The organism is Citrobacter sp. KH_055_1, assembly GCF_057838705.1.
This window is the reverse complement of record NZ_CM174473.1, coordinates 4,029,767-4,055,134: the sequence shown is the minus strand read 5'-3', so window position 1 is coordinate 4,055,134 and position 25,368 is coordinate 4,029,767. Positions and strand designations below refer to the sequence as shown.

General features: G+C 53.2%; 24 protein-coding genes and 1 other annotated feature. Of the genes, 17 read left to right on the top strand and 7 right to left on the bottom strand.

Annotated features, from left to right (window positions below):
- Positions 1–292: 292 nt before the first annotated feature.
- Both sltY and trpR read left to right on the top strand, forming a co-directional pair.
- Positions 293–2,230, top strand: coding sequence for a murein transglycosylase (sltY, locus tag AC3ITF_RS19065; protein WP_137399165.1), 1,938 nt, complete (start codon positions 293–295; stop codon positions 2,228–2,230).
- A gap of 88 nt (positions 2,231–2,318) precedes the next feature.
- Positions 2,319–2,645 carry a trp operon repressor gene (gene trpR / locus AC3ITF_RS19060; protein ID WP_096758392.1) on the top strand — a complete coding sequence of 109 codons (327 nt, stop codon included), beginning with the start codon at positions 2,319–2,321 and terminating at the stop codon, positions 2,643–2,645.
- Between the two features lie 49 nt (positions 2,646–2,694).
- Here trpR and yjjX read toward each other — a convergent pair whose 3' ends face one another.
- Complete coding sequence (gene yjjX, locus AC3ITF_RS19055) at positions 2,695–3,210, bottom strand: inosine/xanthosine triphosphatase (protein ID WP_096758391.1); 516 nt, start codon at positions 3,208–3,210, stop codon at positions 2,695–2,697.
- Positions 3,211–3,262: 52 nt separating this feature from the next.
- Between yjjX and gpmB the strand changes: the two genes are divergently transcribed.
- Complete coding sequence (gpmB, locus tag AC3ITF_RS19050; RefSeq protein WP_096758390.1) at positions 3,263–3,910, top strand: 2,3-diphosphoglycerate-dependent phosphoglycerate mutase GpmB; 648 nt, start codon at positions 3,263–3,265, stop codon at positions 3,908–3,910.
- On the opposite strand, the gene robA is transcribed toward gpmB, so the two are convergent.
- On the bottom strand, positions 3,907–4,776 hold the full coding sequence (gene robA / locus AC3ITF_RS19045; protein ID WP_096758389.1) for an MDR efflux pump AcrAB transcriptional activator RobA: 870 nt from the start codon (positions 4,774–4,776) through the stop codon (positions 3,907–3,909). The two genes, gpmB and robA, sit on opposite strands and share 4 nt — an antisense overlap.
- A gap of 211 nt (positions 4,777–4,987) precedes the next feature.
- Here robA and creA point away from each other — a divergent pair, with 211 nt between their 5' ends.
- Genes creA through creD form a run of 4 tightly spaced genes read left to right on the top strand, consistent with a single transcriptional unit; the run spans position 4,988 to position 8,991 of the window.
- Positions 4,988–5,461 carry a protein CreA gene (gene creA, locus AC3ITF_RS19040; RefSeq protein WP_096758388.1) on the top strand — a complete coding sequence of 158 codons (474 nt, stop codon included), beginning with the start codon at positions 4,988–4,990 and terminating at the stop codon, positions 5,459–5,461.
- Between the two features lie 12 nt (positions 5,462–5,473).
- On the top strand, positions 5,474–6,163 hold the full coding sequence (gene creB / locus AC3ITF_RS19035) for a two-component system response regulator CreB (protein WP_096758387.1): 690 nt from the start codon (positions 5,474–5,476) through the stop codon (positions 6,161–6,163).
- Positions 6,163–7,587 (top strand): two-component system sensor histidine kinase CreC, encoded by a 1,425-nt coding sequence (creC, locus tag AC3ITF_RS19030; protein ID WP_181637238.1) that lies wholly within the window; start codon positions 6,163–6,165, stop codon positions 7,585–7,587. The genes creB and creC overlap by 1 nt, the downstream gene beginning before the upstream one ends.
- A 57-nt stretch (positions 7,588–7,644) precedes the next feature.
- Positions 7,645–8,991, top strand: coding sequence for a cell envelope integrity protein CreD (gene creD, locus AC3ITF_RS19025; RefSeq protein ID WP_115259515.1), 1,347 nt, complete (start codon positions 7,645–7,647; stop codon positions 8,989–8,991).
- 60 nt (positions 8,992–9,051) lie between these two features.
- Here the strand turns inward: creD and arcA are convergent, their stop codons facing one another.
- Complete coding sequence (gene arcA, locus AC3ITF_RS19020) at positions 9,052–9,768, bottom strand: two-component system response regulator ArcA (protein WP_001194359.1); 717 nt, start codon at positions 9,766–9,768, stop codon at positions 9,052–9,054.
- Between the two features lie 95 nt (positions 9,769–9,863).
- On the opposite strand from arcA, the gene yjjY reads away from it, so the two are divergent.
- The 6 genes from yjjY to thrC all read left to right on the top strand — a co-directional run bounded on the left by yjjY (position 9,864) and on the right by thrC (position 16,130).
- Positions 9,864–10,004: a YjjY family protein gene (yjjY, locus tag AC3ITF_RS19015; protein WP_001541509.1), complete on the top strand. Its 141-nt coding sequence runs from the start codon at positions 9,864–9,866 to the stop codon at positions 10,002–10,004.
- Positions 10,005–10,403: 399 nt separating this feature from the next.
- The gene (locus tag AC3ITF_RS19010) at positions 10,404–11,090 is read left to right on the top strand and encodes a tRNA/rRNA methyltransferase (protein WP_115259514.1); all 687 of its coding nucleotides are present in this window, start codon (positions 10,404–10,406) and stop codon (positions 11,088–11,090) included.
- A gap of 206 nt (positions 11,091–11,296) precedes the next feature.
- Positions 11,297–11,423 (top strand) — a sequence feature (Thr leader region).
- Positions 11,302–11,367 carry a thr operon leader peptide gene (thrL, locus tag AC3ITF_RS19005; RefSeq protein WP_096759473.1) on the top strand — a complete coding sequence of 22 codons (66 nt, stop codon included), beginning with the start codon at positions 11,302–11,304 and terminating at the stop codon, positions 11,365–11,367. Its footprint overlaps the feature before it by 66 nt.
- Before the next feature lie 23 nt (positions 11,424–11,446).
- Positions 11,447–13,909: a bifunctional aspartate kinase/homoserine dehydrogenase I gene (thrA, locus tag AC3ITF_RS19000; RefSeq protein WP_181595903.1), complete on the top strand. Its 2,463-nt coding sequence runs from the start codon at positions 11,447–11,449 to the stop codon at positions 13,907–13,909.
- Position 13,910: 1 nt separating this feature from the next.
- Positions 13,911–14,843 (top strand): homoserine kinase, encoded by a 933-nt coding sequence (gene thrB / locus AC3ITF_RS18995; RefSeq protein WP_096758382.1) that lies wholly within the window; start codon positions 13,911–13,913, stop codon positions 14,841–14,843.
- The gene (gene thrC, locus AC3ITF_RS18990) at positions 14,844–16,130 is read left to right on the top strand and encodes a threonine synthase (protein ID WP_096758381.1); all 1,287 of its coding nucleotides are present in this window, start codon (positions 14,844–14,846) and stop codon (positions 16,128–16,130) included. It abuts the gene before it with no gap.
- A gap of 102 nt (positions 16,131–16,232) precedes the next feature.
- On the opposite strand, the gene yaaA is transcribed toward thrC, so the two are convergent.
- Positions 16,233–17,006 (bottom strand): peroxide stress protein YaaA, encoded by a 774-nt coding sequence (gene yaaA, locus AC3ITF_RS18985; protein WP_115259511.1) that lies wholly within the window; start codon positions 17,004–17,006, stop codon positions 16,233–16,235.
- A 77-nt stretch (positions 17,007–17,083) separates the two neighbouring features.
- Complete coding sequence (locus AC3ITF_RS18980) at positions 17,084–18,514, bottom strand: alanine/glycine:cation symporter family protein (protein ID WP_115259510.1); 1,431 nt, start codon at positions 18,512–18,514, stop codon at positions 17,084–17,086.
- Between the two features lie 274 nt (positions 18,515–18,788).
- Here AC3ITF_RS18980 and tal point away from each other — a divergent pair, with 274 nt between their 5' ends.
- The 3 genes from tal to AC3ITF_RS18965 all read left to right on the top strand — a co-directional run bounded on the left by tal (position 18,789) and on the right by AC3ITF_RS18965 (position 21,872).
- On the top strand, positions 18,789–19,742 hold the full coding sequence (tal, locus tag AC3ITF_RS18975) for a transaldolase (RefSeq protein WP_096758378.1): 954 nt from the start codon (positions 18,789–18,791) through the stop codon (positions 19,740–19,742).
- Positions 19,743–19,852: 110 nt separating this feature from the next.
- Positions 19,853–20,440 carry a molybdopterin adenylyltransferase gene (gene mog, locus AC3ITF_RS18970; RefSeq protein WP_489175930.1) on the top strand — a complete coding sequence of 196 codons (588 nt, stop codon included), beginning with the start codon at positions 19,853–19,855 and terminating at the stop codon, positions 20,438–20,440.
- 124 nt (positions 20,441–20,564) lie between these two features.
- Positions 20,565–21,872: an MFS transporter gene (locus tag AC3ITF_RS18965; RefSeq protein WP_182296706.1), complete on the top strand. Its 1,308-nt coding sequence runs from the start codon at positions 20,565–20,567 to the stop codon at positions 21,870–21,872.
- 35 nt (positions 21,873–21,907) lie between these two features.
- Here the strand turns inward: AC3ITF_RS18965 and satP are convergent, their stop codons facing one another.
- Together satP and AC3ITF_RS18955 are read right to left on the bottom strand one after the other, a co-directional pair.
- A complete protein-coding gene (satP, locus tag AC3ITF_RS18960; RefSeq protein WP_096758375.1) occupies positions 21,908–22,474 on the bottom strand; it encodes an acetate uptake transporter in 567 nt (188 codons plus the stop codon).
- Positions 22,475–22,645: 171 nt separating this feature from the next.
- Positions 22,646–23,050 carry a DUF2541 family protein gene (locus AC3ITF_RS18955; protein WP_135912615.1) on the bottom strand — a complete coding sequence of 135 codons (405 nt, stop codon included), beginning with the start codon at positions 23,048–23,050 and terminating at the stop codon, positions 22,646–22,648.
- 384 nt (positions 23,051–23,434) lie between these two features.
- Here AC3ITF_RS18955 and dnaK point away from each other — a divergent pair, with 384 nt between their 5' ends.
- On the top strand, positions 23,435–25,351 hold the full coding sequence (gene dnaK, locus AC3ITF_RS18950) for a molecular chaperone DnaK (protein ID WP_096758373.1): 1,917 nt from the start codon (positions 23,435–23,437) through the stop codon (positions 25,349–25,351).
- Positions 25,352–25,368: the final 17 nt, after the last annotated feature.

Here is a 25,368-nt window from a genome sequence, read left to right as displayed (position 1 = left end):
GCTGCCTCTGTGTTGGCTGCATTCGAAAACCCTGGTCACATAGCCATCTATGCTCGCAGGGATTTTCTCTCTTGCCGCCTTGATGCAGCCAGAATGATTTTGAGTAGGGTGATGAATAGTTATCAAAGGCGAAGTGTAGCCTTTTTCATTGCTCAATCCCAGCCAGCAGATCTCACTCGCAACAAAAGTAAAAAAGTGTCCGGAACGTGGCACTTTCTGCAATGTCTGATTAGCATGAATCTATTAAGCGGCATGATGCTGCACAGTCGTAACACGATAAGAGGAAGAGCTTGTGGACAAAGCCAAACACGTAGCCTGGCGCCTGCTGGCAGCCAGCGTATGTCTGCTGACGATCAGTCAAGTGGCGCGAGCGGATTCTCTGGATGAACAGCGCAATCGCTATGCACAAATTAAGCAGGCCTGGGATAACCGGCAGATGGACGTCGTCGAGCAGATGATGCCGGGCCTGAAAAGCTATCCTCTGTATCCCTACCTTGAATATCGCCAGATTACTGACGATCTGATGAATCAGCCCACCGTTACCGTCACCAATTTTGTGCGCGCTAATCCAACGCTGCCGCCTGCACGCACATTGCAATCGCGCTTCGTGAACGAATTGGCACGTCGGGAAGACTGGCGAGGGTTGTTAGCATTCAGCCCGGATAAGCCCGGCACCACCGAAGCGCAATGTAATTACTACTATGCGAAATGGAGTACCGGGCAGGCCGAAGAAGCCTGGCAAGGTGCAAAAGATCTTTGGCTGACCGGGAAGAGTCAGCCCAACGCCTGTGACAAATTATTCGGCGTATGGCGGGCATCGGGGACTCAGGATCCGTTAGCGTATCTTGAACGTATTCGCCTGGCGATGAAGGCGGGTAATACCGGACTGGTTACCGCGCTGGCCGGACAAATGCCAGCGGATTATCAGACCATTGCTTCAGCGATTATTGCACTGGCAAACAACCCTAACTCGGTGATGACGTTTGCGCGCACCACCGGCGCTACGGATTTTACCCGTCAGATGGCGGCGGTGGCGTTTGCCAGCGTAGCGCGTCAGGACGCGGAAAATGCACGTTTGATGATCCCATCATTGGCGCAGGCGCAGCAGTTAAATGACGATCAAACTCAGGAGCTGCGAGATATCGTCGCCTGGCGTCTGATGGGCAACGACGTCACTGACGAGCAGGCCAAATGGCGCGATGATGCGATTATGCGCTCACAATCCACCACGCTTGTGGAGCGCCGCGTGCGGATGGCGCTGGGAACTGGCGATCGTCGAGGGCTGAATACCTGGCTGGCGCGCCTGCCGATGGACGCGAAGGAAAAAGATGAATGGCGTTACTGGCAGGCGGATCTGCTGCTGGAGCGCGGACGTGACGCCGAAGCGAAAGAGATCCTGCATGCGCTGATGCAGCAGCGTGGCTTCTATCCGATGGTGGCAGCACAGCGCCTTGGTGAAGAATACACGCTGAAAATCGACAAAGCGCCTGCGGATGTTGACGCTGCCCTGACGCAGGGACCGGAGATGGCGCGCGTACGTGAGTTGATGTACTGGAACATGGACAACACCGCGCGCAGCGAGTGGGCGAATCTGGTCACCAGCCGCACCAAGTCTGAGCAGGCGCAGCTGGCGCGTTATGCGTTTAACAACCATTGGTGGGATCTGAGCGTGCAGGCCACGATCGCTGGCAAACTCTGGGATCATCTGGAAGAGCGTTTCCCGCTGGCCTACAAAGATCTGTTTACCCGTTACACCAGCGGGAAAGACATTCAGCCAAGCTACGCGATGGCCATTGCCCGTCAGGAAAGTGCCTGGAACCCGAAGGTAAAATCGCCGGTGGGTGCCAGCGGGTTGATGCAAATAATGCCGGGTACGGCGACGCATACAGTGAAGATGTTCTCGATTCCGGGTTACAGCAGTCCGAATCAGCTGTTGGATCCTGAGACCAATATCAACATCGGCACCAGCTATTTACAGTATGTGTATCAACAGTTTGGCAATAACCGCATCTTTGCTTCAGCAGCCTATAACGCCGGACCGGGTCGCGTTCGTACCTGGCTTGGCAACAGTGCAGGGCGCATTGACGCGGTGGCCTTTGTAGAAAGCATCCCGTTCTCCGAGACCCGTGGGTACGTGAAAAACGTGCTGGCTTACGATGCCTACTATCGTTACTTCCTCGGTGATAAGCCGGAATTGATGAACGACGCAGAATGGCAACGCCGTTACTGATCGTGGTGAGTGTGTTATGCTATCGTACTCGTTAAAGAGTACAAAGGGGGAGGCAATCGCGCCTCCCCCGCAACGATGGCGATATCTTATGACTCAGCAATCACCCTATTCAGCAGAGATGGCAGAACAGCGTCACCAGGAGTGGTTACGTTTTGTCGACCTGCTTAAACACGCTTATGAGCAAGATTTACACCAGCCATTGCTCAATTTGATGTTAACGCCTGATGAGCGCGAAGCGCTGGGGACTCGCGTGCGCATTATTGAAGAACTGCTGCGCGGCGAGATGAGCCAACGCGAGTTGAAAAACGAGCTTGGGGCCGGTATTGCGACCATAACGCGTGGGTCCAATAGCCTCAAAACTGCGCCGGTCGAGCTGCGTCAGTGGCTGGAACAGGTGCTGCTCGGAAAAGATTGAATTGCCTGATGGCGCAGTGCTTATCAGGCCTACAACGTAGCGCAAATAATTACCGATACACCGCGTTATGGAACGGGCTGAGCGCCAGGATCACCGCCTGGTGATAGACGCTGGCACGGGTTAACTTCCCGGCGGTAAACACGCCAATCGCCCCTTCTTTACGGCCTATCTCGTCAATGCCAGTGTACTGTGACATCACCGGACCGAGCGCTTCTCCCTGACGGACTCTGTCGAGAATCACCGCCGGCAGCGGCAGCGTAGCGGAACGCGCTTCACCGCGCTGAACGCCATTATCAATCACCACCCAGCTGAAGGTCGCGTCATCGTCAATGCCGGCTTCAATGGCCACCCAGAAATCGGCCTGCGGATGCAGGCGGCGTGCGTTATCTATGCGATTTCGTGCGCCAGTGCGCGTTTCCTGACTTCCAAAAGGTTGTTCCGGCACACCGCTCTCGACGGCGACGGGTTCAATATGGCAGGATCCTTCACCGAAAATCTCTTCAAATGCCCGAAGAATTGCCTGAATTTTGGCAGGATTGGTGGTCGCAGAGATAACCTTGTGCATAATTAAGCTCAGTTTGAAAATTCATCGCATCGCAGTATAACGGAAAAAACGCATGTTACAGGTATACCTTGTTCGCCACGGTGAAACGCAGTGGAACGCCGAGCGACGTATTCAAGGCCAGTCAGACAGCCCGCTGACCGCTAAAGGTGAACAGCAAGCTATGCAGGTTGGCGAACGCGCCCGCTCGCTTGGCATTACTCACGTCATCAGTAGCGATTTAGGTCGTACACGACGCACCGCAGAAATCATCGCCCAGGCGTGTGGCTGTGATATCACCTTCGACGCCCGCCTGCGCGAGCTGAATATGGGGGTGCTGGAAAAGCGCCACATCGACTCTCTGACGCCAGAGGAAGAGGGCTGGCGTCGCCAGTTAGTCAACGGCACGGTTGATGGTCGTATTCCGGATGGGGAATCCATGCAGGAACTGGCCGATCGTGTTAACGCCGCGCTGGCATCTTGTCTGGAACTGCCGCAAGGGAGCCGCCCATTGCTGGTAAGCCACGGTATTGCGCTGGGTTGCCTGGTGAGTACGATTCTGGGACTGCCCGCCTGGGCTGAGCGTCGGCTGCGTCTGCGCAACTGCTCGATTTCCCGCGTCGATTATCAGGAAAGTTTATGGCTTGCGCCGGGTTGGGTGGTCGAAACGGCAGGGGACATCTCGCATCTGGACGCCCCTGCGTTGGATGAGCTACAGCGCTAACGGCGAATAGGAATCAGGAATTCGCAGCGTAGGTTAATAGGGCGATCGCCTGCTTTGGCATCTTCTGCCGGGTAGTATCGCTCTATATCCTGACCTTTACGACGGGTCAGGTTCAGCATTGGCATACAGGTGCCATACACTGTCAGAATAAATTCCTGCACGCCCGTTCCCAGGCCTTCATAGGTAAACATGACATATTCGCCGCCCTGCAACAGGATTGGCTGCGCGGACGGTACATAGCCGCTGGCCTGTTCTGGCGTGAGTGCGGTGGTATAGAAGACTTCCTGCTCGTCATCTTTTTCAAAACTCGGACGCGTTTCGTTGAGTCCGTACAGCACCGGCGGAATGGCAGGAGCCTGGCTCAGGAAGTCGCGCCAGAACTGAATACGCATTTCATGACGGAAGTCGGAAATCTGTTCCAGCGAGCAAGAGTAGCTTTGCGTGGTGCCGAGCAACTGCGTGTCTTCCAGCGTCACGAACTGATGCGCTGGCATCGCAAATTCCCCGAGTCGCATCGGTGGGCGAATACCAAAAGCGCTCCATTCCGGCGAGCGGCGGTACAGTGCAGGCGTCTGAGCGAATTGTTTTTTGAACGCACGGGTAAACGTCTGTTGAGAGTCAAAACGGTATTGCAGGGCAATATCCAGAATCGGACGCGCAGTCAGGCGTAGCGCCACAGCGGACTTCGATAAACGACGGGCGCGGATGTAGGCACCAATAGCGTGGCCCGTCACGTCCTTAAACATTCTCTGCAGATGCCACTTGGAATAGCCTGCTTTTGCCGCCACATTGTCAAGCGACAGAGGCTGATCCAGATGACCTTCCAGCCAGATTAATAGGTCGCGAATAATGCCAGCCTGATCCATAAAATATCCTCATCCTTTCAACAGCGAGTACCTGACGTCAGGTAAGAGGATAATAGCATTTTTTGCTGTTTTAGCATTCAGTGTTTTTTTTGCTCATAAATGCTGTTTTCGGACATACGAAAGCGTGATTATTGTAATCCTGTGATCTGTATACATTTTATTTTAGAATGTTGAATAATTGCTCAGGGCAACTTTTAAAAATGGTAACAATATGAAATATAAGAGCTTAGTCATTTCCTCAATTTTGCTGTTGTTGGCGCAGGTGGCCCATGCGGAGCAGATTGGTTCTGTCGATACGGTATTTAAAATGTTTGGACCGGATCATAAAATCGTCGTCGAAGCGTTTGACGATCCCGATGTAACCAATGTGACCTGCTATGTTAGCCGCGCAAAAACCGGTGGCATTAAGGGCGGGTTAGGGCTGGCTGAAGATACCTCCGATGCCGCCATTTCCTGCCAGCAGGTGGGGCCGGTTGAGCTAAGCGACAGAATCAAGAACGGTAAAGCGCAGGGCGAAGTCGTCTTTAAGAAACGGACGTCGCTGGTGTTTAAATCATTACAGGTGGTGCGTTTTTATGATGAAAAACGCAACACGCTGGCGTATCTGGCCTATTCCGACAAGGTTGTCGACGGTTCGCCGAAAAATGCCATCAGCGCGGTGCCCATCATGCCGTGGCGGCAGTAACAAGGAAGCAAAATGCAACAGGCGTTGATCTGGTTGGTTGAGGATGAGCAGGGTATCGCGGATACGCTTATCTACATGCTGCAACAGGAAGGTTTTAGCGTGGAAGCGTTTGAGCGTGGACTGCCGGTGCTGGAAAGCGCGCGTCAGCGATGCCCGGATGCGATAATCCTCGACGTCGGACTGCCTGATATCAGCGGTTTTGAACTGTGCCGACGTCTGCTGGAGCGCCACCCGGCGCTGCCGGTTCTTTTTCTGACCGCCCGCAGCGATGAAGTGGACCGCCTGTTAGGTCTGGAGATTGGCGCGGATGATTACGTCGCCAAACCCTTCTCGCCGCGCGAGGTGTGCGCCCGGGTGCGCACGCTGCTGCGGCGGGTGAGGAAATTTGCAGCACCGCCATCGGCAGCGCGTTTTGGCAATTTTGAACTCAATGAACCCGCCGCGCAGATTGCGTGGTTTGGCTGTCCGTTAAACCTGACGCGCTATGAGTTCCTGTTGCTGAAAACCTTGCTGATGTCGCCGGGGCGTATCTACTCGCGCCAGCAACTGATGGATTTAGTTTGGGCCGATGCGCAGGATACCTACGACAGAACGGTGGACACGCACATCAAAACACTGCGCGCCAAACTGCGGGCTATTAATCCGGATCTCTCGCCGATTAACACGCATCGCGGGATGGGATACAGCCTGAGGAACGCCTGATGCGCATTGGCATGCGACTGCTGCTGGGCTACTTTTTGATTGTCGCCGTTGCCGCCTGGTTTGTTCTGTCTATTTTTGTGCAGGAGATTAAACCTGGCGTACGCCGGGCCACCGAAGGCACGCTGATTGACACCGCCACGCTGTTAGCGGCGCTGGCACGCGACGACGTACTTTCTGGTTCTGCTGCCAACGGCAAGTTGGCGCAGGCCTTCTCGCAACTGCATAACCGCCCTTTTCGTGCCAACATCAGCGGCATTAACAAAGTGCGCAATGAGTATCACGTCTACATGACAGATGCTCAGGGCAAGGTGTTGTTTGATTCCGCCAATAAAGCAGTAGGGGAAGATTATTCCCGCTGGAACGACGTGTGGTTAACGCTGCGCGGGCAATATGGCGCGCGCAGTACGCTGCAAAATCCGGCTGACCCGGAAAGCTCGGTGATGTACGTTGCGGCACCGATTATCGACGGTGAGCGCATTATTGGGGTGCTTAGCGTCGGGAAGCCCAATGCGGCAATGGCACCGGTAATTAAACGCAGCGAGCGGCGGATGCTGTGGGCGAGCGCGGTGTTGCTGGGGATCGCATTAGTGATTGGCGTGGGAATGGTATGGTGGATCAACCGCTCTATTGCCCGGCTGGCGCGCTATGCTGACTCGGTGACGGAGAATCGGCCCGTCGCGTTACCGGATTTAGGCAGCAGTGAATTGCGAAAACTGGCGCAGGCGCTGGAAAGTATGCGCCTGAAGCTGGAGGGTAAGAATTACATTGAGCAGTATGTGTATGCCTTAACCCATGAACTGAAAAGCCCGCTGGCGGCTATTCGTGGCGCGGCGGAGATTTTACGTGAAGGGCCGCCACCTGACGTGGTGGCACGTTTTACCGAAAATATTCTGACGCAAAATGCGCGTATGCAGGCACTGGTCGAAACCCTGTTGCGCCAGGCGCGGCTGGAAAACCGGCAGGATGTTGCGTTTACGCCCGTTGCGGTTGATGCACTGTTTGCCCAGTTGCGCGAGTCGCGTAGCGTCCAGTTGTCTGCTAAACATATCACGCTCAACATTGAGCCCTCATCATGGGTGGTTGCGGCTGAACCTGCGCTGCTGGAGCAGGCCATGGGCAATCTGCTGGATAACGCCATCGACTTTACTCCTGAACAGGGGACCATTGTCCTGAGTGCGCCGCAGCAAGGAGAAAAAGTCTCGTTGCAGGTGACGGACAGCGGCAGCGGGATCCCTGATTTTGCGTTACCGCGCATTTTTGAACGATTTTATTCACTGCCCCGCGAGAATGGTCACAAGAGCAGCGGTCTGGGGCTGGCGTTTGTCAGCGAAGTCGCCCGTCTGTTTGACGGCGATGTGACACTGAGTAATCGCCCCGAAGGCGGAGTACAGGCGTCGTTCACACTTCACCGTCACTTCACATAACTTCAAATTCTGCGCACATAGCCGTTCTACCTTGTCGTCATTGCAAAGGAGAACGCTATGTTGAAATCCCCCCTGTTCTGGAAAATCGTCACCTTAGGTGGCGCCATGCTGTTGCTGTTAATTCCTCTGACGATGGTCAGGCAGATAATCGTTGAGCGATCGGATTACCGTAATGAGGTCGAAGATGCTATCCGGCAGAGTACCAGTGGGCCGCAGAAGTTAGTTGGGCCGCTAATTGCTATCCCCGTGACCGAACTTTATACCTCGCTGGAAGACGGTAAAGAAGTCTCGCAAAAGCGCAGCTATATCCATTTCTGGCTGCCGGAGTCGTTGATGGTTGAGGGCAATCAAAATGTTGAAGGACGTAAAGTCGGCATTTATGAGGGCCAGGTCTGGCATAACGATGTGTCGTTGAACGCGGAGTTCAATGCGGAACGGCTGAGTGAATTGCATCACCCTAATATAACGTTAGGGAAACCGTTTATTGTGGTTGGCGTCGGCGACGCACGCGGGATTGGCGTGGTGAAAGTGCCGCAGATTAACGGGACGTCGCTGGCCGTTGAGCCGGGAACGGGGCTTGATGGGCGTGCGCAGGGGATCCACATTCCGCTGCCGGATGCGGAATGGACGAAGCAAAACCTTAGTCTGGCGCTGTCGCTTAATCTGAACGGTACCGGGGATTTTTCCGTTGTCCCCATTGGACGTAACAGCGAAATGACCCTAACCAGTAACTGGCCGCATCCCAATTTTCTGGGGGATTTTTTGCCCACGAAGCGTGAAGTTAGTGCATCAGGGTTTACGGCCCAATGGCAAAGCAGCTGGTTTGCCAATAACCTCGGTGATCGTTTTGATGGGGAAAAAATTGGCTGGCAGGGAATGCCAGCGTTTAGCGTGGCGGTAGCTACACCGGCCGATCAATATCAGCTGACCGACAGAGCAACGAAGTATGCCATCTTACTGATCGTACTGACTTTTATGTCTTTCTTTGTGCTTGAGAGTATGACCAGTCTGCGCCTGCACCCCATGCAGTATCTGTTGGTAGGGTTATCGCTGGTGATGTTTTATCTGCTGTTGCTGGCACTGTCAGAACATATTGGTTTTACCGCGGCGTGGATTATTGCCAGCCTGATTGGTGCCCTGATGAACGGCGTGTATTTACAGGCGGTATTACAAGGGTGGCGTAACAGTATTCTGTTCACCCTGGCGCTGTTGGCACTGGACGGGGTGATGTGGGTGTTACTGCGTTCGCAGGACAGTTCTTTGCTACTGGGAACCGGCGTGCTGTTATTGGCACTGTGCGGGATTATGTTCCTGACGCGTCATCTTGACTGGCACGCACTGGCTCGGCCCAAAGCAAAAGAGACGCAACCCGTGGAAAACGATGAATTTCGTTTGTGGAAGTAGGGTGGAGATAAAATGAAAAACGGCGCTTTACGCGCCGTTTTTGTTCCCGCAAGGATGAGATTAATCCTGCAGGTCGCCGCAGAAACGATAGCCTTCACCGTGAATGGTGGCGATGATTTCTGGCGTATCCGGCGTAGATTCGAAATGCTTACGAATACGACGGATAGTCACGTCAACGGTACGGTCATGCGGCTTCAGTTCGCGACCGGTCATTTTTTTCAGCAGTTCTGCGCGAGACTGGATCTTGCCCGGATTCTCACAGAAGTGAAGCATGGCACGGAATTCGCTGCGTGGCAGTTTATACTGCTCGCCGTCAGGACCGATCAGAGAACGGCTGTTGATGTCCAGTTCCCAACCATTGAACTTGTAGCTTTCGACGCTACGACGTTCTTCGCTGACCGTGCCCAGGTTCATGGTACGGGACAGCAAGTTACGAGCACGGATAGTCAGTTCACGCGGGTTAAACGGTTTGGTGATGTAATCATCCGCGCCGATTTCGAGGCCGAGAATTTTATCGACTTCGTTATCGCGGCCCGTCAGGAACATCAGCGCAACGTTAGCTTGTTCGCGGAGTTCGCGCGCTAACAGAAGACCGTTTTTACCTGGCAGATTGATATCCATAATCACAAGGTTGATGTCATATTCAGAGAGGATCTGATGCATTTCCGCGCCATCTGTCGCCTCGAATACATCATAGCCTTCCGCTTCGAAAATGCTTTTCAACGTGTTACGTGTTACTAACTCGTCTTCAACGATAAGAATGTGCGGGGTCTGCATGTTTGCTACCTAAATTGCCAACTAAATCGAAACAGGAAGTACAAAAGTCCCTGACCTGCCTGATGCATGTCGTAAATTAACATGATCGGCGTAACATGACTAAAGTACGTAATTGCGTTCTTGATGCACTTTCCATCAACGTCAACAACATCATTAGCTTGGTCGTGGGCACTTTCCCTCTGGACCCGACAGTGTCAAAAACGGCTGTCATCCTAACCATTTTAACAGCAACATAACAGGCTAAGACGTACCGGACACCCAATAAAACTACGCTTCGTTGACATATATCAAGTTCAATTGTAGCACGTTAACAGTTTGATGAAATCATCGTATCCAAATGTTAGCTTTCATCACAAAATTGCAATAATACAACTAGTTGCACGTGCTAACTAATAAATGTAATGAATCCTACGAATGAGATCCATTTTAAATTAAATTATCATGAATAAACAGAAGGATATGCAACTTCTGTTAACATAAAAAGCAATAGTACAGGTACGAAACAGTTTAGCATTTTTTACTTAATGTAAAATGCTTTTTCAGTGATCTCTGTTAAAAATATGTAAATTCGCGCTGCGTAATATGTTGATGTGCATCACATTATTATCGGCAAACTGACCAAAAAGAGTAGCAAAATGCGTTTAACAATTATTCTGGTGGCCCCTGCCAGAGCGGAAAATATTGGTGCGGCAGCCCGTGCGATGAAAACCATGGGATTCACCGAGTTGCGGATCGTTGACAGTCAGGCACACCTGGAACCGGCCACGCGCTGGGTGGCCCACGGTTCGGGTGACATTATTGATAATATTAACGTTTTTACAACGTTAGCCGAGGCGCTGCACGACGTGGATTTTACCGTTGCTACCACGGCGCGCAGTCGCGCAAAGTTTCATTATTACGCTACTCCGGTCGAATTGGTTCCGTTGCTGGAGGAAAAATCGGCGTGGATGGATCACGCTGCGCTGGTTTTTGGCCGTGAGGATTCTGGCCTGACGAATGAAGAACTGGCGCTGGCGGACGTGTTGACCGGCGTACCGATGGTGGCTGACTATCCTTCACTGAATTTGGGGCAGGCGGTGATGGTGTATTGCTATCAATTAGCCGGTTTAATACAACAGCCCGCTAAAACCGCTGAGGTGACGGATGAGCTTCAGCTCCAGGCATTACGGACGCGTGTTTTACGTTTATTGACCACGCTGGATGTTGCCGATGACATCAAACTCACGGACTGGTTGCAACAACGAATGGGCCTGTTAGGACAGCGAGACACGGCAATGTTGCACCGTTTTTTACATGATATTGAAAAAAATATCACAAAATAAAATATTGCCAATCTATTCTTTGTGGGTTTTTTATTCTAACTTCAAGCGTGCCTGACGCGCCGTATTGGTTGAAAGTAAAACGGTAAGCAGTGACTCGTGAACAAGTTTCGGAACGTGATCAATTTAGAAATTTATTGACTTAGGTCACGAGATACATTAACCCTAAAAGAATAGAGCACAGACAGATAATAATTACAGAGCACACAACATCATGAAACGCATCGGCACCACCATTACTACAACCATCACCATTACCACAGGTAACGGTGCGGGCTGACGCGTACAGGAAACACAGAAAAAAGCCCGCACCTAAACAGTGCGGGCTTTTTTTTCGACCAGAGGCAACGAGGTAAACCATGCGAGTGTTGAAGTTTGGCGGTACATCAGTGGCAAATGCAGAGCGCTTTCTGCGGGTTGCCGATATTCTGGAAAGCAATGCCAGGCAGGGGCAGGTTGCGACCGTCCTCTCTGCCCCGGCAAAAATCACTAACCATCTGGTGGCGATGATTGAGAAGACCATCGGTGGCCAGGATGCTTTAGCCAATATCAGCGACGCTGAACGTATTTTCTCTGAGCTTTTGGTCGGTCTTGCCGCGGTTCAGCCCGCTTTCCCGCTGGCGCAACTCAAAGCCTTTGTTGAACAAGAATTTGCCCAAATTAAGCATGTCCTGCACGGCATCAGCCTGCTGGGACAGTGCCCGGACAGCATCAACGCCGCGCTTATCTGCCGTGGTGAAAAAATGTCGATCGCAATTATGGCCGGGCTGCTGGAAGCACGTGGCCACAAAGTGACGGTTATTGATCCGGTTGAGAAACTGTTAGCGGTGGGTCATTACCTCGAATCGACCGTTGATATTACCGAGTCTACGCGTCGAATTGCCGCCAGCCGTATTCCGGCAGACCATATGGTGTTGATGGCAGGCTTTACCGCCGGGAATGAAAAAGGTGAGCTGGTGGTGCTGGGACGTAACGGCTCTGATTACTCCGCCGCCGTGCTGGCTGCCTGTTTGCGTGCAGACTGCTGTGAGATCTGGACGGACGTTGACGGCGTGTATACCTGCGACCCGCGTCAGGTCCCCGATGCCAGACTGCTGAAGTCAATGTCTTATCAGGAAGCGATGGAGCTGTCTTATTTCGGCGCCAAAGTGCTTCACCCGCGCACCATTACCCCGATTGCCCAGTTCCAGATCCCTTGCCTGATTAAAAATACCGGTAACCCACAAGCGCCGGGTACGCTGATTGGCGCCAGCCGCGATGAAGATGATCTGCCGGTAAAAGGCATTTCGAATCTCAACAATATGGCGATGTTCAGCGTGTCGGGCCCTGGAATGAAAGGGATGGTCGGCATGGCGGCCCGCGTGTTTGCCGCGATGTCTCGCGCAGGGATTTCGGTGGTACTGATCACCCAGTCGTCTTCTGAATACAGCATCAGCTTCTGCGTCCCGCAGGGCGACTGTGCGCGTGCACAGCGTGCGATGCAGGATGAATTCTACCTCGAGTTGAAAGAAGGGCTGCTGGAGCCGCTGGCGGTCACTGAGCGCCTGGCGATCATCTCAGTAGTTGGCGACGGTATGCGTACGCTGCGCGGTATCTCCGCGAAATTCTTTGCCGCGCTGGCCCGTGCCAACATCAATATCGTGGCTATCGCCCAGGGCTCGTCTGAGCGCTCTATTTCGGTGGTGGTGAACAATGATGATGCCACCACCGGCGTGCGCGTGACGCATCAGATGCTGTTCAATACCGATCAGGTGATAGAAGTCTTTGTCATAGGCGTCGGTGGCGTCGGGTCTGCGCTGCTTGAACAGCTTAAGCGGCAACAAACCTGGCTGAAGAGCAAGCATATTGATTTACGCGTTTGCGGGGTGGCGAATTCGAAGGCCCTGCTGACCCATGTTCACGGTCTGAATCTGGAAAACTGGCAGGCGGAGCTGGCGGAAGCCAAGGAACCTTTCAACCTCGGTCGCTTAATTCGCCTGGTGAAAGAATACCATCTGCTTAACCCGGTGATTGTGGACTGTACGTCAAGTCAGGCCGTGGCAGATCAGTATGCGGACTTCCTGCGCGAAGGCTTCCACGTCGTGACGCCGAATAAAAAGGCGAATACCTCGTCGATGGATTACTACCATCAGCTACGTTTTGCCGCCGCGAAGTCCCGACGTAAATTCCTCTATGACACCAACGTTGGCGCGGGATTACCGGTTATCGAAAACCTGCAAAACCTGCTCAGTGCAGGTGATGAACTGCAACGCTTCTCGGGGATTCTGTCCGGTTCGCTGTCGTTTATTTTTGGCAAGCTGGATGAAGGCATGAGCTTCTCGCAAGCCACCACGCTGGCACGCGAAATGGGCTATACCGAGCCCGATCCACGCGATGACCTTTCCGGGACGGATGTGGCGCGCAAACTGCTGATCCTCGCCCGCGAAACCGGTCGCGAGCTGGAGCTTAGCGATATCGTTATTGAGCCGGTGTTACCGCAAGATTTTGATGATTCTGGCGATGTCTCTGCGTTTATGGCTAAGCTGTCGCAGCTCGATGATGCGTTTGCCGCGCGCGTGGCGAAAGCCCGTGATGAGGGGAAAGTCATGCGCTATGTTGGCAATATCGAAGAAGACGGTGTGTGTCGGGTGAAAATCGCCGAAGTGGATGGCAACGATCCGCTGTATAAAGTGAAAAATGGCGAAAACGCGCTGGCGTTCTACAGTCACTACTACCAGCCATTACCGCTGGTACTGCGTGGTTACGGTGCAGGTAATGATGTCACGGCGGCGGGCGTCTTTGCCGATCTGCTACGCACCCTTTCATGGAAGTTAGGAGTTTAACATGGTGAGAGTTTATGCCCCGGCTTCCAGTGCCAATATGAGCGTCGGGTTTGATGTGCTTGGGGCGGCGGTCACGCCCGTTGATGGTTCTTTGTTAGGTGATGTTGTCTCTGTGGAAGCCGCTGACAGCTTTAGCCTCAACAACCTGGGGCGCTTTGCGAGCAAACTGCCGTCAGAGCCGCGGGAAAATATCGTCTACCAGTGCTGGGAGCGATTTTGTCAGGAGCTGGGGAAAGCCGTTCCGGTGACGATGACGCTGGAAAAAAATATGCCGATTGGCTCCGGCTTAGGCTCCAGCGCCTGTTCTGTTGTGGCCGCGCTGGTGGCAATGAATGAGCACTGCGGTAAACCGCTCAACGACACCCGCCTGCTGGCGATCATGGGTGAGCTGGAAGGGCGTATCTCCGGCAGTGTTCACTACGATAATGTGGCGCCTTGCTTTTTGGGCGGTATGCAGTTGATGATTGAGGAAAACGGCATTATCAGCCAACAGGTGCCAGGCTTTGATGAGTGGTTGTGGGTGCTGGCCTATCCGGGAATTAAGGTTTCAACGGCTGAAGCGCGGGCGATTTTACCGGCGCAATACCGTCGCCAGGACTGTATCGCCCACGGGCGACATCTGGCGGGCTTCATTCATGCTTGCTATTCCCGTCAGCCAGGGTTAGCGGCAAAGCTGATGAAAGATGTGATTGCCGAGCCATATCGCACCCGCTTGCTGCCCGGCTTCAGCCAGGCGCGTCAGGCAGTGGCGGAAATCGGCGCGGTGGCCAGTGGTATTTCCGGTTCTGGACCGACGCTGTTTGCCCTGTGCGATAAACCGGAGACGGCGCAGCGGGTTGCAGACTGGCTGGGTAAAAATTACCTGCAAAATCAGGAAGGCTTTGTTCATATTTGCCGGCTGGACACGGCGGGCGCACGGGTACTGGGAAAATAAATGAAACTCTACAATCTAAAAGATCATAACGAGCAGGTCAGTTTCGCGCAGGCCGTCACCCAAGGGTTGGGTAGAAAACAGGGGTTATTTTTTCCGCACGATCTGCCGGAATTTAGCCTGACCGAAATCGATGAAATGCTGAAGTTGGATTTTGTCAGCCGTAGCGCAAAGATCCTGTCCGCCTTTATTGGTGATGAAATAGCGAATGACGTCCTCGCAGATCGCGTGCGCGCGGCGTTTGCATTCCCTGCGCCGGTTGCTCAGGTGACGGGGGATGTCGGTTGTCTGGAGCTGTTCCACGGCCCGACGCTGGCCTTTAAAGACTTTGGCGGGCGCTTTATGGCGCAGATGCTGACGCACATCAGCGGCGACAAGCCGGTAACCATCCTGACGGCCACGTCCGGCGATACCGGGGCGGCGGTCGCGCATGCCTTTTATGGCCTGAAAAATGTGCGCGTGGTGATCCTCTATCCTAACGGTAAGATCAGCCCGTTACAGGAAAAACTGTTCTGTACGCTGGGTGGAAACATTGAAACTGTCGCCATTGACGGTGATTTTGATGCCTGCCAGGCGCTGGTGAAACAGGCGTTTGATGACGAAGAACTAAAGGTGGCGCTGGGATTAAATTCGGCTAACTCGATCAACATCAGCCGGTTGCTGGCGCAAATCTGCTACTACTTTGAGGCCGTGGCGCAACTGCCGCAGGAGGCGCGCAATCAGCTGGTGGTTTCTGTACCGAGCGGCAACTTTGGCGATCTGACCGCTGGACTGCTGGCAAAATCACTCGGTTTGCCGGTGAAGCGTTTTATCGCGGCAACCAATGTCAACGATACGGTTCCGCGTTTCCTTGAAGAAGGCGAGTGGGCGCCGAAAGCCACCCAGGCGACCTTATCGAATGCCATGGATGTCAGCCAGCCGAACAACTGGCCGCGCGTGGAAGAGCTGTTCCGTCGTAAAATCTGGCGTCTGAACGAACTGGGCTATGCGGCCGTTGACGATGCGACCACTGAGGAAACGATGCGTGAGCTGCAGGCGATTGGCTACACCTCAGAGCCGCACGCGGCGGTGGCGTACCGCGCGCTGCGTGATCAACTGAACCCAGGCGAATATGGCCTGTTCCTTGGGACCGCGCACCCGGCGAAGTTTAAAGAAAGCGTTGAACAGATCCTTGATGTGACGCTGGATCTACCAAAAGAGCTGGCGGAGCGTGCGGACTTGCCGCTGCTGTCGCATCATCTACCGGCTGATTTTGCCGCGCTGCGTCAACTGATGATGACCCGCGGATAATTGTTGTGCCGGATGGTGACGCTAGCGCGTCTTATCCGGCCTACGGGCATTCGTTTTGTGTCGTAGGCCGGATAAGGCGTTAGCCGCCATCCGGCATGTACACTAGTGCTCGTGACGTTTAAACACCAACTCGCCTTTACCGGAAGCTTCTTCATCAAAGAAATAGCCCTCGCTGTTAAAGGCGGTCAGCTGTTCTGGCTGGGTTAAGCGGTTTTCAATGATATAGCGGCTCATCAGACCGCGCGCTTTTTTAGCATAGAAACTGATCACTTTGAATTTGCCATTTTTCTCGTCGAGGAAGACCGGTTTGATCAGCTCCGCGTTCAGTTTTTTCGGTTTCACGGACTTAAAATACTCATCCGAGGCGAGGTTAATCACCACGTTGTCGCCTTGTGCTTCCAGCGCTTCGTTCAGCTTGTCAGTGATGATGTCCCCCCAGAACTGGTAGAGATCTTTGCCTTTGGTGTTGGCAAGGCGAATGCCCATCTCGAGGCGGTAAGGCTGCATCAGATCCAGCGGGCGCAGCACGCCGTACAACCCGGACAACATGCGTAAATGCCGTTGGGCGAAATCAAAATCGGCCTCGCTGAAGGTGTCTGCCTGCAGCCCAGTGTAGACGTCGCCTTTAAACGCCAGGATGGCCTGACGCGCATTATCGGGCGTGAAGTCAGGCTGCCAGTCGTGGAAACGGGTGGCGTTCAGGTCCGCCAGCTTGTCGCTTATCCCCATCAGCTTACCTATTTGCGGTGCAGACAGCTGACGCGCTTCGTGGATAAGCTGCTGGGAATGGTCCAGCAGCTCGGGCAGCGTATGGCGCGTGGTGGCCAGTGGACTTTGGTAGTCGAGCGTTTTTGCAGGTGAAATCAGAATCAGCATATCCAGTCCTTGCGGGAGATTTACTGCGACTGTAGCAAAAAAAACGACAGAATTGATCGATGGTTGCGATTGCCGCGCTAGCTGCGCGGCGGCTCATCCCAGGTATCAGGTGCAAGCTGTTGTCTGATATCAGGATAACGCTGCGGATCAAATTCCGGTCGCACGCCGAGTTTTCGCTGGCGCAGGTAGTCGCTGGCAAGAGTATGAACAACCGGGGAAAGCAGCAAAATCGCCGTCAGATTCGTGATGGCCATGCAGGCCATAATAATGTCGGCGAGCTGCCACACCAGCGGAAAGTGGAGTAGTGTTCCGCCGATCACGGTGCAGACGGTGGTAATACGCAAAATCCAGATGATGCGAATGGTGTCCAGTTTCAGAAAGATCAGATTATTTTCTGCATAAATGTAGTTAGCGACAATAGAGCTGAAGGCGAACAGAACCACAATCAGCGCAACGAACCCGGCACCCCATTCCCCCGTGAGCGTTACCATAGCCTTCTGGACCAGTTGAATACCTTCCATTGGAACGTACGTGGTGCCATTGCCTGCCAGTAGAATAATCATTGCGCTGGCCGTACAGATAACCAACGTATCGCCCAGCACGCCAATCATCTGCACAATGCCTTGTGCGGCGGGATGCGGAGGCCATGACGCGGCCGCGGCCGCGGCGTTAGGCGTTGAACCCAGGCCCGCTTCATTAGAAAACATACCGCGTTGAAAGCCGCTGGCAATGGCCTGGCTTAGCGTATACCCGGCGGCGCCGGCGGCGGCTTCCTGCCAGCCAAACGCGCTTTTCACAATGGTGACGATGACCTCAGGGATCTGCCCGATATGCCACAGGCAGATGACGATGCTGCAGCCGACCCACAGCAGGGCCATTAAGGGCACGATCCATTGCATCAGGCGGGCAACGCCTTTAATACCGCCGACGATGACGAGCAAAGACAGCACTGCCAGCGAGATCCCGGATACGAGGGGGGGGATGTCGAAAGCAAACTCCAGCGCACGCGAGACCGAGTTCGCCTGGACGCTGTTAAAAACTAAGCCATAGGCAATGAGTAAAAAGATGGCGAACAGAACGCCCATCCAGCGCATGCCCAGCCCGCGCGCCATATACCACGCGGGTCCGCCGCGAAACTGGCCTTTACTGTCGCGTTCTTTATACAGTTGGGCGAGTGAGCATTCGGCAAATGAAGTTGCCATGCCGATCACCGCCGAGACCCACATCCAGAAGACGGCACCCGCCCCCCCAGCCGCGATAGCCAGGGCAACGCCTGCCAGGTTTCCGCTGCCGATACGGGCGGCGAGGCTGGTACACAGAGCCTGAAATGAGGTTAAACCCCCAGGTTGTGGGTTGATGCTATTTTTAAGACTTTTGCCAAACTGGCGAACGTAGCGGAACTGGACGAAACCGGTACGGTAAGTGAACCAAAATCCTGCGCCCAGCAGGAGATAGATCATCACCGAGCCCCACAGTATTTCATTAATAAATGCGAAAAAATCAGGCATTAACATCCCTCTTGTTGATGCCGGCACGCGCTAATATCCTGATGTAAGCGCTACCAATTATCGAACAGTATAAACCTTGTAATGAGATTGATAGCGGGAGTTTACCATAACATCAGGTCGACTCTTTAATTGCGCACTATAGGCTCTGAGATGCGTAATCAGGGCTGAACGGCAGGTGAGGCACTCCCGGCGGTTGCGCTGAGAGTGCGTCGTGCTATCATCAGGAAAGATCGGTTACATCCCCCTAACACGCTGTTTAAAGAGAAACGCTATCATGACGGACAAATTGACCTCCCTTCGTCAGTTCACCACTGTAGTGGCCGACACCGGAGACATCGCGGCAATGAAGCTGTATCAGCCTCAGGATGCCACAACTAACCCTTCTCTCATTCTTAACGCAGCGCAGATCCCGGAATACCGCAAGCTGATTGATGACGCTGTGGCCTGGGCTAAGCAGCAGAGCAACGACCGCGCGCAGCAGGTCGTCGACGCGACGGACAAACTGGCGGTAAACATCGGCCTGGAGATCCTGAAACTGGTCCCGGGTCGTATCTCTACTGAAGTTGACGCGCGCCTGTCCTACGACACCGAAGCGTCTATCGCGAAAGCGAAACGTCTGATCAAAATGTACAACGATGCTGGCATCAGCAACGATCGCATTCTGATCAAACTGGCTTCTACCTGGCAGGGTATCCGTGCCGCGGAGCAGCTGGAAAAAGAAGGCATCAACTGTAACCTGACTCTGCTGTTCTCCTTCGCGCAGGCGCGTGCATGTGCAGAAGCAGGCGTTTACCTGATTTCTCCGTTCGTTGGCCGTATTCTGGACTGGTACAAAGCCAACACCGATAAGAAAGAGTACGCACCGGCAGAAGATCCGGGTGTGGTTTCCGTCACGGAAATCTATGAGTACTACAAACAGCACGGTTACGAAACCGTGGTGATGGGCGCGAGCTTCCGTAACATTGGCGAAATCATTGAGCTGGCGGGCTGCGATCGTCTGACTATTGCCCCGGCACTGCTGAAAGAGCTGGCTGAAAGCGAAGGCGCGCTCGAACGTAAACTGTCCTTCTCTGGCGAAGTGAAAGCGCGTCCTGCACGTATCACTGAAGCTGAGTTCCTGTGGCAGCACAACCAGGACCCGATGGCTGTAGACAAACTGGCAGACGGTATCCGTAAGTTTGCTGTAGACCAGGGCAAACTGGAAAAAATGATCGGCGATCTGCTGTAATCATTTGCGCGTGGCCCTGACGGGGGTCACGCTACCTCTTCTGAAATCTGTCTGTCCTTCCCTTCGCAGTGTATCATTCTGTTTAACGAGACTGTTTAAACGGAATAATCATGAATACTTTACGCATTGGCTTAGTTTCTATTTCTGACCGTGCCTCCAGCGGTGTTTATCAGGATAAGGGTATTCCCGCACTTGAAGAGTGGCTAGCGTCCGCCCTGATAACGCCTTTTGAACTGCAAACCCGGTTGATCCCGGATGAGCAGGCGATCATTGAACAAACATTGTGTGAACTGGTTGATGAAATGGGCTGTCACCTGGTGCTGACCACCGGCGGCACCGGCCCGGCGCGTCGTGATGTAACCCCAGATGCTACGATGGCGGTAGCCGACAGGCAGATGCCCGGCTTTGGTGAACAAATGCGCCAGATTAGCCTGCACTTTGTGCCGACGGCGATCCTCTCCCGTCAGGTTGGGGTTATTCGCAAGCAGGCACTGATCCTCAACCTGCCTGGCCAGCCGAAATCGATCAAAGAAACGCTGGAAGGGGTGAAAGACGCCGACGGTAACGTTATTGTGGCGGGTATTTTTGCAAGTGTACCATATTGTATACAGCTGCTGGATGGACCGTATGTGGAAACCGCCCCGGAAGTGGTAGCATCTTTTCGGCCTAAAAGCGCGATACGCGATACAAATGCCTGAAAGTAGCCTTTTCGTGACATAAAGCGCAATGCCGGTGGAGTATTGAATTGTTTACGATATAGTAATTTTTGATTTACACGTATCGCTAAACACCTTCAATCACTCCACTGACGCATGGTTTGCTATGTCACAACATTCTCGACCGCTGAATCGCCAGGATTATAAAACCCTTTCGCTCGCTGCTCTCGGTGGGGCGCTCGAGTTTTATGATTTTATTATCTTTGTCTTCTTTGCCGCCGTTGTGGGTGAGCTGTTCTTCCCCGCGGACATTCCCGAATGGCTACGTCAGGTGCAAACCTTCGGTATTTTTGCCGCGGGCTATCTGGCGCGCCCGTTAGGCGGCATCATCATGGCGCATTTTGGCGATCTGGTCGGGCGCAAAAAAATGTTCACTCTGAGCATTTTACTGATGGCGATACCGACGCTGGCGATAGGTCTGCTGCCGACGTATACCTCGATGGGGATCCTGGCCCCGCTGTTGCTGTTGCTGATGCGTATTCTGCAAGGTGCCGCCATTGGAGGAGAAGTGCCGGGGGCCTGGGTGTTTGTTGCCGAACACGTGCCGGAGCGCCGTATCGGCATTGCCTGTGGAACGCTGACCGCCGGGTTAACGGTGGGGATCCTTCTGGGCTCGGTGGTGGCCACGTTGGTGAATACCAGCCTGACGCAGCAGGCGGTACATGAGTACGGCTGGCGTATACCTTTCTTGCTGGGAGGTGCGTTTGGGCTGGTGGCAATGTATTTGCGCCGCTGGTTGCAGGAGACGCCGATCTTTCTCGAGATGCAGCAGCGCAAAGCGTTGGCGCAGGAACTGCCGGTGAAGTCGGTCGTCAGCAAGCATAAAAAAGCAGTGGCGGTGTCGATGCTACTGACCTGGCTGCTCTCAGCTGGGATTGTGGTGGTGATCCTGATGTCGCCCGTCTGGCTGCAAAAACAGTATGGTTTTGCACCTGCGCTGACGTTACAGGCCAACAGCGTGGCCACCATTATGCTGTGCATCGGGTGCTTGCTGGCGGGATTCGTGGTCGACAGAGTGGGTGCCAGCAAAACCTTTATTGTCGGTAGCCTGCTGCTGGCCTGTTCCAGCTGGTTTTTCTATCACCTGATCGGCAGTCATCCTGAGCACCTGTTCCTGTTGTACGGTCTGGTTGGGCTTTGCGTTGGCGTGGTTGGCGCGGTGCCTTACGTGATGGTACGGGCGTTCCCGGCGGAAGTCCGTTTTACTGGTATTTCTTTTTCCTATAACGTCTCGTATGCCATTTTCGGTGGTTTGACGCCAATCGCGGTCACGATGTTGATGAGTGTGTCGCCGATGGCTCCGGCCTGGTATGTGCTGGCGCTTTCGTTGGTGGGTTTAGGGCTGGGGATTTGGCTACGACAGGATATTTATCATCGTGATACGGACGCTGAGGGAGAATTACAGCGTCTGTAAGGATTATCCCCCCTTGCGGGGGGATACAGACAGAATTAGTGCATTTCACCAATTGGCAGGATGGTGCGGCCAAACTGTTCGTTCAGCACTTCACCCATCGCCAGGTAAATGGCGCTTGCGCCACACACTAAGCCAATCCAGCCAGCAACATGAATAATCGCTTCGTTACCTGCAATATTGCCCACAGCCAGCAGGGCGAACAGCACGGTCAGGCTCAGGAAGACAAACTGCAGCGCGCGGTTTGCTTTCAGTGTGCCGAAGAACATGAACAGGGTGAACACGCCCCACAGACCCAAATACACGCCGAGGAACTGCACGTTCGGTGCTTCTGTCAGGCCCATTTTCGGCATTAACAGGATCGCGACCAGCGTCAGCCAGAACGAGCCGTAAGAGGTGAAGGCGGTTAAGCCGAAGGTATTGCCTTTTTTGTACTCCAGCAGACCGGCAAAAATTTGCGCGATACCGCCGTAGAACAGTCCCATCGCCAGGATAATACCGTCAAGGGCGAAGAAACCCGCGTTATGCAGGTTAAGCAAAATGGTGGTCATGCCGAAGCCCATCAGGCCCAGCGGTGCCGGATTAGCCAACTTAGTGTTGCCCATAATTCCTCAAAATCATCATTGATTGAATGGTGAAATAATTTCCCCGAAAAACGATCACGGACTTCGGGGCGCGGCATGATAATCAGGGGAGAGGGGGCTGTCTATGATCTGATGAGGGGAAAATGAATTTTTTTCCCCAGTACTGAATATCATGGCCGAGAAGTCAGGGGGTTAGTCATCACCAATGACTTTTAAGGTCGCCATGTCGGAGGAGTTTACTGACTGGCCAGAGAAGGTGATTTTAGACACACAGCGTTTGTTGTCGTTGTCGCTATTGATGTTAATCCAGTTGGTGGTTTTCCCCTCTTTGATGGAGGACGGAACATTCAGGCTCTGGCTGGACATGCGCGCGGCTTTAAAATAAACGGAAGCGCCATTTAGTGTGATATCACCACGGTCTGCCGTCAGTTGAATACGCTTCACGACACGACAAACAGGGATTCTTAGCGTGAGATCGTTGGTTGCATTTCTGGGCATGGCAATCATTCCCAGAACTTTATGATCGTTAGCCTGTGCAGCGCTGCTCAGCAGCAGGCCTATCAACAGGCTGGTGGGAAGGGTAAACAGGGATTTCATGAAATTTCTCTTTGACGGGTTCAAAAGTGAGTGACCAGTGACCATAATACCGCCGTTGGAAAAACGGTTCATGCAGGTAATCTTTTCTTTTTATTACAATTTTCAAGTGAATGACTGGTATTTTTAATATTGGTTTTATGAATTATTTTGGGGTGGTGACTATTTACTTTCCTGTTTTTCTGCCCGTTATCTCTCATTTTATTACGATCGGGCTAAAAAAAATTTGCATGCCCCCCTTGATGACGTGGGTTACGACCCCATCTTGTAGACAACCGCAGTGGTGAGTCTGAAAAAAAACGATTCAGGGTAGTTGAAACCGCACGTTTCGCCCTTATTACAGATTCACAACCACCTGATGACAGAATTTTTAGTGGAGACGTTTAGATGGGTAAAATTATTGGTATCGACCTGGGTACTACCAACTCTTGTGTAGCGATTATGGATGGCACTACTGCACGTGTGCTGGAGAACGCCGAGGGCGATCGCACCACGCCTTCTATCATTGCTTATACCCAGGATGGTGAAACTCTGGTTGGTCAGCCGGCTAAACGTCAGGCAGTGACAAACCCGCAAAACACCCTGTTTGCGATTAAACGCCTGATTGGCCGCCGCTTCCAGGACGAAGAAGTACAGCGTGATGAAGCCATCATGCCGTACAAAATCATCGGTGCTGACAACGGTGATGCATGGATTGACGTAAAAGGTCAGAAACTGGCACCGCCGCAGATCTCTGCTGAAGTGCTGAAAAAAATGAAGAAAACGGCTGAAGATTACCTGGGCGAACCGGTAACTGAAGCGGTTATCACCGTACCTGCATACTTCAACGATGCTCAGCGTCAGGCAACGAAAGACGCCGGCCGTATCGCAGGTCTGGAAGTCAAACGTATCATCAACGAACCGACCGCTGCTGCACTGGCTTACGGTCTGGACAAAGAAGTCGGCAACCGTACTATCGCGGTCTACGACCTCGGTGGTGGTACTTTCGATATCTCTATTATCGAAATCGACGAAGTTGACGGTGAAAAAACCTTCGAAGTTCTGGCAACCAACGGTGATACCCACCTCGGTGGTGAAGACTTCGATAGCCGCATGATCAACTATCTCGTTGATGAATTTAAGAAAGATCAGGGCATTGACCTGCGTAACGACCCGCTGGCAATGCAGCGCCTGAAAGAAGCCGCAGAGAAAGCGAAAATTGAGCTGTCTTCTGCGCAGCAGACCGACGTTAACCTGCCGTACATCACTGCAGATGCGTCTGGTCCGAAACACATGAACATCAAAGTGACTCGTGCGAAACTGGAAAGCCTGGTAGAAGACCTGGTTAACCGTTCTATCGAGCCGCTGAAAGTTGCTCTGCAGGATGCTGGTCTGTCTGTTTCTGACGTTCAGGACGTTATCCTGGTCGGTGGTCAGACTCGTATGCCGATGGTACAGAAGAAAGTTGCTGAGTTCTTCGGTAAAGAACCGCGTAAAGACGTTAACCCGGACGAAGCTGTAGCAATCGGTGCTGCTGTTCAGGGTGGTGTATTGACCGGTGATGTTAAAGACGTACTGCTGCTGGACGTTACCCCGCTGTCTCTGGGTATCGAAACCATGGGCGGCGTGATGACACCGCTGATCGCGAAAAACACCACTATCCCGACCAAGCACAGCCAGGTGTTCTCTACCGCTGAAGACAACCAGTCCGCGGTAACCATCCATGTGCTGCAGGGTGAACGTAAACGTGCTGCTGATAACAAAGATCTGGGTCAGTTTAACCTGGATGGTATCAGCCCGGCACCGCGCGGTATGCCGCAGATCGAAGTGACCTTCGATATCGATGCTGACGGTATCCTGCACGTTTCTGCGAAAGATAAAAACAGCGGTAAAGAGCAGAAGATCACCATCAAGGCGTCTTCTGGTCTGAACGAAGAAGAAATTCAGAAAATGGTTCGCGAAGCAGAAGCGAACGCAGAATCTGACCGTAAGTTTGAAGAGCTGGTCCAGACCCGTAACCAGGGTGACCATCTGCTGCACAGCACTCGCAAGCAGGTTGAAGAAGCAGGCGATAAACTGCCGGCTGACGACAAAACTGCTATCGAGTCCGCTCTGACTGCGCTGGAAACGTCTTTGAAAGGCGAAGACAAAGCAGATATCGAAGCGAAAATGCAGGCGCTGGCACAGGTTTCCCAGAAACTGATGGAAATCGCTCAGCAGCAGCATGCACAGCAGCAGGCGGGTTCAGCTGATGCTTCCGCGAACAACGCGAAAGATGACGATGTTGTCGACGCTGAGTTTGAAGAAGTGAAAGACAAAAAATAATCGCCCTTTGAACGGGT

Excerpts from the sequence above, each read along its gene's own strand:
- trpR (WP_096758392.1), top strand. The coding sequence starts at position 2,319 with ATGACTCAGCAATCACCCTATTCAGCAGAGATGGCAGAACAGCGTCAC.
- yjjX (WP_096758391.1), bottom strand. The coding sequence starts at position 3,210 with ATGCACAAGGTTATCTCTGCGACCACCAATCCTGCCAAAATTCAGGCA.
- gpmB (WP_096758390.1), top strand. The coding sequence starts at position 3,263 with ATGTTACAGGTATACCTTGTTCGCCACGGTGAAACGCAGTGGAACGCC.
- robA (WP_096758389.1), bottom strand. The coding sequence starts at position 4,776 with ATGGATCAGGCTGGCATTATTCGCGACCTATTAATCTGGCTGGAAGGT.
- creA (WP_096758388.1), top strand. The coding sequence starts at position 4,988 with ATGAAATATAAGAGCTTAGTCATTTCCTCAATTTTGCTGTTGTTGGCG.
- creB (WP_096758387.1), top strand. The coding sequence starts at position 5,474 with ATGCAACAGGCGTTGATCTGGTTGGTTGAGGATGAGCAGGGTATCGCG.
- creC (WP_181637238.1), top strand. The coding sequence starts at position 6,163 with ATGCGCATTGGCATGCGACTGCTGCTGGGCTACTTTTTGATTGTCGCC.
- creD (WP_115259515.1), top strand. The coding sequence starts at position 7,645 with ATGTTGAAATCCCCCCTGTTCTGGAAAATCGTCACCTTAGGTGGCGCC.
- arcA (WP_001194359.1), bottom strand. The coding sequence starts at position 9,768 with ATGCAGACCCCGCACATTCTTATCGTTGAAGACGAGTTAGTAACACGT.
- yjjY (WP_001541509.1), top strand. The coding sequence starts at position 9,864 with ATGACTAAAGTACGTAATTGCGTTCTTGATGCACTTTCCATCAACGTC.
- AC3ITF_RS19010 (WP_115259514.1), top strand. The coding sequence starts at position 10,404 with ATGCGTTTAACAATTATTCTGGTGGCCCCTGCCAGAGCGGAAAATATT.
- thrA (WP_181595903.1), top strand. The coding sequence starts at position 11,447 with ATGCGAGTGTTGAAGTTTGGCGGTACATCAGTGGCAAATGCAGAGCGC.
- thrB (WP_096758382.1), top strand. The coding sequence starts at position 13,911 with ATGGTGAGAGTTTATGCCCCGGCTTCCAGTGCCAATATGAGCGTCGGG.
- thrC (WP_096758381.1), top strand. The coding sequence starts at position 14,844 with ATGAAACTCTACAATCTAAAAGATCATAACGAGCAGGTCAGTTTCGCG.
- yaaA (WP_115259511.1), bottom strand. The coding sequence starts at position 17,006 with ATGCTGATTCTGATTTCACCTGCAAAAACGCTCGACTACCAAAGTCCA.
- AC3ITF_RS18980 (WP_115259510.1), bottom strand. The coding sequence starts at position 18,514 with ATGCCTGATTTTTTCGCATTTATTAATGAAATACTGTGGGGCTCGGTG.
- tal (WP_096758378.1), top strand. The coding sequence starts at position 18,789 with ATGACGGACAAATTGACCTCCCTTCGTCAGTTCACCACTGTAGTGGCC.
- mog (WP_489175930.1), top strand. The coding sequence starts at position 19,853 with ATGAATACTTTACGCATTGGCTTAGTTTCTATTTCTGACCGTGCCTCC.
- AC3ITF_RS18965 (WP_182296706.1), top strand. The coding sequence starts at position 20,565 with ATGTCACAACATTCTCGACCGCTGAATCGCCAGGATTATAAAACCCTT.
- satP (WP_096758375.1), bottom strand. The coding sequence starts at position 22,474 with ATGGGCAACACTAAGTTGGCTAATCCGGCACCGCTGGGCCTGATGGGC.
- AC3ITF_RS18955 (WP_135912615.1), bottom strand. The coding sequence starts at position 23,050 with ATGAAATCCCTGTTTACCCTTCCCACCAGCCTGTTGATAGGCCTGCTG.
- dnaK (WP_096758373.1), top strand. The coding sequence starts at position 23,435 with ATGGGTAAAATTATTGGTATCGACCTGGGTACTACCAACTCTTGTGTA.